This is a genomic window from Pseudomonas agronomica (assembly GCF_025917275.1).
Taxonomy (GTDB): Bacteria; Pseudomonadota; Gammaproteobacteria; order Pseudomonadales; family Pseudomonadaceae; genus Aquipseudomonas; species Aquipseudomonas agronomica.
In genome coordinates, this window is sequence record NZ_JAOSHO010000345.1 from 1 (window position 1) to 5,663 (window position 5,663).

The 5,663-nt window shown below is 62.1% G+C and carries 2 protein-coding genes and 1 pseudogene; all 3 read left to right on the forward strand.

Annotated features, from left to right (window positions below; translation table 11 throughout):
- Positions 1 to 72 precede the first annotated feature (72 nt).
- Positions 73 to 1,470, forward strand: coding sequence for a NarK family nitrate/nitrite MFS transporter (locus OC610_RS20135; protein ID WP_264430164.1), 1,398 nt, complete (start codon positions 73 to 75; stop codon positions 1,468 to 1,470).
- Positions 1,471 to 1,535: 65 nt separating this feature from the next.
- Positions 1,536 to 5,309 (forward strand): nitrate reductase subunit alpha, encoded by a 3,774-nt coding sequence (locus tag OC610_RS20140; RefSeq protein WP_264430165.1) that lies wholly within the window; start codon positions 1,536 to 1,538, stop codon positions 5,307 to 5,309.
- Between the two features lies 1 nt (position 5,310).
- Positions 5,311 to 5,663: pseudogene (narH, locus tag OC610_RS20145) on the forward strand (nitrate reductase subunit beta); the annotation flags it as partial.

Genomic DNA, 5,663 nt, shown 5'->3' on the forward strand with positions numbered 1-5,663 from the left:
AGCGCCCGCTGCTGGGCAAACAACCGCCGGCCAGCCCATCCCCGTTTTCCAGCATTGCCCAAGGAGAAGAACATGTCCGTTCTGCAAACGCCTGAAAAAGGCCCGGTCATTCATGACTGGCGCCCGGAAGACCCAGCTTTCTGGGGCCGCAGCGGCAAGCAGACCGCCCGGCGCAACCTGTGGATTTCCATCCCGGCGCTGCTGTTGGCCTTCGCCGTGTGGATGGTCTGGAGCACGGTGATCGTGCGCCTGAACGCCATCGGCTTCAGCTTCAGCACCGACCAGCTGTTCTGGTTGGCGGCGTTGCCGGGGCTTTCCGGCGCGACCTTGCGCATCTTCTATTCGTTCATGGTGCCGATTTTCGGTGGCCGTCGTTGGACCGCCCTGAGCACCGCATCGTTGTTGATACCGGCACTGTGGATGGGCTTCGCCGTACAGAATCCGTCCACGCCCTACAATGTGTTCGTGCTGATCGCGCTGCTGTGCGGTTTCGGCGGCGGCAACTTCGCCTCAAGCATGTCCAACATCAGCTTCTTCTACCCAAAATCCCAGCAGGGCACCGCCCTGGGCCTGAACGCCGGGTTGGGTAACCTCGGCGTGTCGGTGATGCAGTTCTGCGTGCCGCTGGTGATTTCCTTCGGTGTGTTTGGCTTCATGGGCGGCCAGCCGCAGGTGTTGGCCGACGGCAGCTCGTTGTGGTTGCAGAACGCCGGTTTTATCTGGGTACCGTTCATCCTGGCCGTGACCGTGATTGCCTGGTTCGGTATGAACGATTTGTCCAGCGCCCGGGCTTCGTTCAGCGAACAGGCAGTGATCTTCAAGCGCAAGCACAACTGGTTGATGTGCTGGTTGTACCTGGCGACCTTCGGTTCGTTCATTGGTTTCTCCGCCGCGTTCCCGCTGCTGATCAAGACCTCCTTCCCGGAAGTCATCGCCCTTAAATTCGCTTTCCTTGGCCCATTGGTGGGGGCCCTGGTACGGCCGCTCGGCGGCTGGCTGGCGGACAAACTCGGCGGTGCGAAAGTGACCCTGTGGAACTTCGTGTTGATGATCGTGATGGTCTTCGGTGTCTTGCACTTTCTGCCAAAAGGCGGCGAGGGCGGCAGCTTCTACGGCTTCCTCGGCATGTTCATGTTGCTGTTCATCACCACTGGCGTGGGCAACGGTTCGACCTTCCGCATGATCCCGGTGATCTTCCGCACGCTGCATGAGAAATCCGCCCTCGGCAGAAAGCCCGAGCAGCGCGAGCAAGCGCTGAAGAATGCCGGCAAGGAATCCGCCGCGGTGCTGGGCTTCAGCTCGGCGATCGGCGCCTTCGGAGCCTTCTTCATCCCTAAATCCTTCGGCACTTCGATGGCCCTGACCGGCGGCCCGGAGATGGCCTTCTACATGTTCGTCGGCTTCTACCTGAGCTGCATCGTGGTGACCTGGTGGTGGTACGCCCGCAAAGGCGCGGCGACACCCTGCTAAGACGAATTCAACTATTGCAAGGGCGGGGCGCAGACCCCGCGGAGCAAGCCTGAGAGGAAGACACTGTGAGTCATTTACTGGATCAACTGCGGTTCTTCAACCGCAAGCAAGGCGAGTTTTCAGACGGCCATGGCGAGACCCGCAAGGAGTCCCGTGACTGGGAGAACGTCTACCGTTCCCGCTGGCAGTACGACAAGATCGTGCGTTCCACCCACGGGGTGAACTGCACCGGTTCGTGCTCGTGGAAAATCTACGTCAAGAACGGCCTGATCACCTGGGAAACCCAGCAGACCGACTACCCGCGCACCCGCAACGACTTGCCCAACCACGAGCCACGCGGCTGCCCTCGTGGGGCGAGCTACAGCTGGTACATCTACAGCGCCAACCGCCTCAAGTACCCGAAAATCCGCAAGCCATTGCTCAAGCTCTGGCGCGAAGCCCGCCAGACCCTGCCGCCGGTGGAAGCCTGGGCGAGCATCGTAGAGGACAAGGCCAAGGCCGACTCGTACAAGAGCAAGCGCGGCATGGGTGGCTTCATCCGTTCCAACTGGGAAGAAGTCAACGAGATCATCGCCGCTGCCAACGTCTACACCGTCAAGGAACACGGCCCGGACCGCGTGGTCGGCTTCTCGCCGATCCCGGCGATGTCGATGGTCAGCTACGCCGCCGGCTCGCGTTACCTGTCGCTGATCGGTGGCGTGTGCCTGAGCTTCTACGACTGGTACTGCGACTTGCCGCCCGCGTCGCCTATGGTCTGGGGCGAGCAGACCGACGTGCCGGAATCGGCCGACTGGTACAACTCCAACTACATCATCGCCTGGGGTTCCAACGTCCCGCAGACCCGTACCCCCGATGCGCACTTCTTTACCGAAGTGCGCTACAAGGGCACCAAGACCGTGGCGATTACCCCCGACTATTCGGAAGTCGCCAAGCTCACCGACCTGTGGCTCAACCCCAAGCAGGGCACCGACGCCGCGCTGGCCCAGGCCTTCAACCATGTGATCTTCAAAGAATTCCACCTGGACAAGCCGAGCGCCTATTTCACCGACTACGCCAAGCGCTACACCGACTTGCCGGTGCTGGTGAGGCTCAAGCCGATGCTCGGCGTCGCGCCGGGTTCGGGTTACCAGCCGGACCGTTTCCTGCGGGCCAGCGACCTGACCGCCAACCTCGGCCAGGACAACAACCCGGAATGGAAAACCATCGCCCTGGACGCCAACGGCGAACTGGTTTCGCCCCAGGGTTCCATCGGTTATCGCTGGGGCGAGAAGGGCAAGTGGAACATCCTGCCCCGTGAAGGCGGCGAAGGCCGCGACATCGACCTCAAGCTGAGCCTGATCGGCGGCGACGTCGCCGAAGTGGCGTTCCCGTATTTCGCTGGCGAGTCCCAGGAGTACTTCCAGCACGTGGCCGGCGACGCGGTGCAATACCGTCGCGTGCCGGTGCACAGCGTGGTGCTGGCCGACGGCAGCGTGGCGAAAGTCGCCACGGTGTTCGACCTGTCGGCGGCCAACCTGGCGATCGACCGTGGCCTGGGTGGCGCCAACGTCGCCAAGGATTATGACGACGCTTCGGTGCCCGGCACCCCGGCCTGGCAGGAGCAGATCACCGGTGTCAGCCGCGAGAAGGCGATCCAGATCGCCCGCGAGTTCGCCGACAACGCCGACAAGACCCGTGGACGCTCGATGATCATCGTCGGTGCGGCGATGAACCACTGGTACCACATGGACATGAACTACCGTGGGCTGATCAACATGCTCATGCTCTGCGGTTGCATCGGCCAGACCGGTGGCGGCTGGGCTCACTACGTCGGCCAGGAAAAACTCCGTCCGCAATGCGGCTGGTTGCCCCTGGCCTTCGGCCTGGACTGGAACCGTCCGCCACGGCAGATGAACGGCACCAGCTTCTTCTACGGCCACAGTTCGCAATGGCGCCACGAGAAGATGAGCATGCATGACGTGCTCTCGCCCCTGGCCGACAAGTCGCAATTCCCCGAGCATGCGCTGGACTACAACATCCGCGCCGAACGCGCCGGTTGGTTGCCGAGCGCGCCGCAGCTCAACACCAACCCGCTGAACATCTGCCGCGATGCCGCCGCCGCGGGCCTGGACCCCAAGGACTACGTGGTCAAGTCGCTGCAGGACGGTTCCCTGCGCTTTGCCTGCGAACAGCCGGACAGCCCGGTGAACTTCCCGCGCAACATGTTCATCTGGCGTTCCAACCTGCTCGGGTCCTCGGGCAAGGGCCACGAGTACATGCTCAAGTACCTGCTCGGCACCAAGAACGGCGTGATGAACGAAGACATAGGCCAGGTCGGCGACTGCAAGCCTACCGAGGCTGAATGGGTCGACGAGGGTGCCATCGGCAAGCTCGACCTGGTCACCACCCTGGACTTCCGCATGTCCTCGACCTGCGTGTATTCCGACATCGTCTTGCCGACCGCGACCTGGTACGAAAAAGACGACATGAACACCTCGGACATGCACCCGTTCATTCACCCGCTGTCCGCGGCCATCGATCCGGCCTGGGAGTCGCGTTCGGACTGGGAAATCTACAAGGGTATCGCCAAGGCGTTTTCGGCCATGTCGGTCGGCCACCTCGGCGTGGAGAAAGACTTGGTCACCGTGCCGTTGATGCATGACAGCGTCGGCGAGTTGGCCCAGCCATTTGGCGGCACCGACTGGAAGAGCGCTGGCGTGGCGCCGCAACCGGGCAAGAACGCGCCGAACCTGCAAGTGGTCGAGCGTGACTACCCGAACATCTACAAGCAGTTCACCTCCCTGGGCCCGATGCTGGAAAAACTCGGCAACGGCGGCAAGGGCATCAACTGGAACACCGACACCGAAGTGAAATTCCTCGGTGAGCTGAACCACAAGGAAGTCGACCCGGGCATCAGCCAGGGCCGGCCAAAAATCGACAGTGCCATCGACGCTGCCGAAGTGATCCTGTCCCTCGCACCGGAAACCAACGGCCACGTCGCGGTGAAAGCCTGGGCGGCGCTGTCGGAATTCACCGGCATCGACCACAGCCACCTGGCGGTTTCCAAGGAGCACGAAGCGATTCGCTTCCGCGACATCCAGGCCCAGCCGCGCAAGATCATCTCCAGCCCGACCTGGTCCGGCCTGGAAGACGATCACGTGAGCTACAACGCCGGCTACACCAACGTCCATGAGTCGATCCCCTGGCGCACCATCACCGGTCGCCAGCAGTTCTACCAGGATCACCCATGGATGCAGGCGTTCGGCGAGCAACTGATGAGTTATCGGCCGCCGGTCAACACCCGCACCATCGAAGGCGTGAAAGGCAAACGCAGCAACGGTCAGCCCGAGATCGTCCTGAACTGGATCACCCCGCACCAGAAATGGGGCATCCACAGCACCTACAGCGACAACCTGCTGATGCTGACCTTGAGCCGTGGCGGACCGATTGTCTGGCTCTCGGAAATCGACGCCCAGCGCGCCGGGATCGAGGACAACGACTGGATCGAATGCTTCAACGCCAACGGCGCGCTCACCGCCCGGGCGGTGGTCAGCCAACGGGTCAAGGAAGGCATGGTGATGATGTACCACGCCCAGGAACGGATCGTGAACGTGCCGGGTTCGGAAACCACCAAGACCCGCGGCGGCCACCACAACTCGGTGACCCGCGTGGTGCTCAAGCCCACCCACATGATTGGCGGCTACGCCCAACAGGCCTACGGCTTCAACTATTACGGCACGGTCGGTTGCAACCGCGACGAATTCGTCGTGGTGCGCAAAATGGTCAAGGTCGATTGGCTCGACGGTTCCAGTGGCGATGATCTGCCGCGTCCACTGCCGACTGATATCGAGGAGAACTGAGATGAAGATTCGCTCACAAATCGGCATGGTCCTGAACCTGGACAAATGCATCGGCTGCCACACTTGCTCGATCACCTGCAAGAACGTCTGGACCAGCCGCGAAGGCATGGAATACGCCTGGTTCAACAACGTTGAATCCAAGCCCGGCATCGGCTATCCCAAGGAGTGGGAAAACCAGGACAAGTGGAAGGGCGGCTGGGTCCGCAACGCCGACGGCTCGATCAACCCGCGCATCGGCGGCAAGTTCCGGGTGCTGGCGAACATCTTCGCCAACCCGGACCTGCCGAGCCTGGACGATTACTACGAACCGTTCGATTTCGATTACCAGCACCTGCACACCGCGCCGCTGGGCGA

Bases quoted from the DNA above. Each gene is read 5' to 3' on its own strand.
- OC610_RS20135 (WP_264430164.1), top strand. From the start codon at position 73: ATGTCCGTTCTGCAAACGCCTGAAAAAGGCCCGGTCATTCATGACTGG.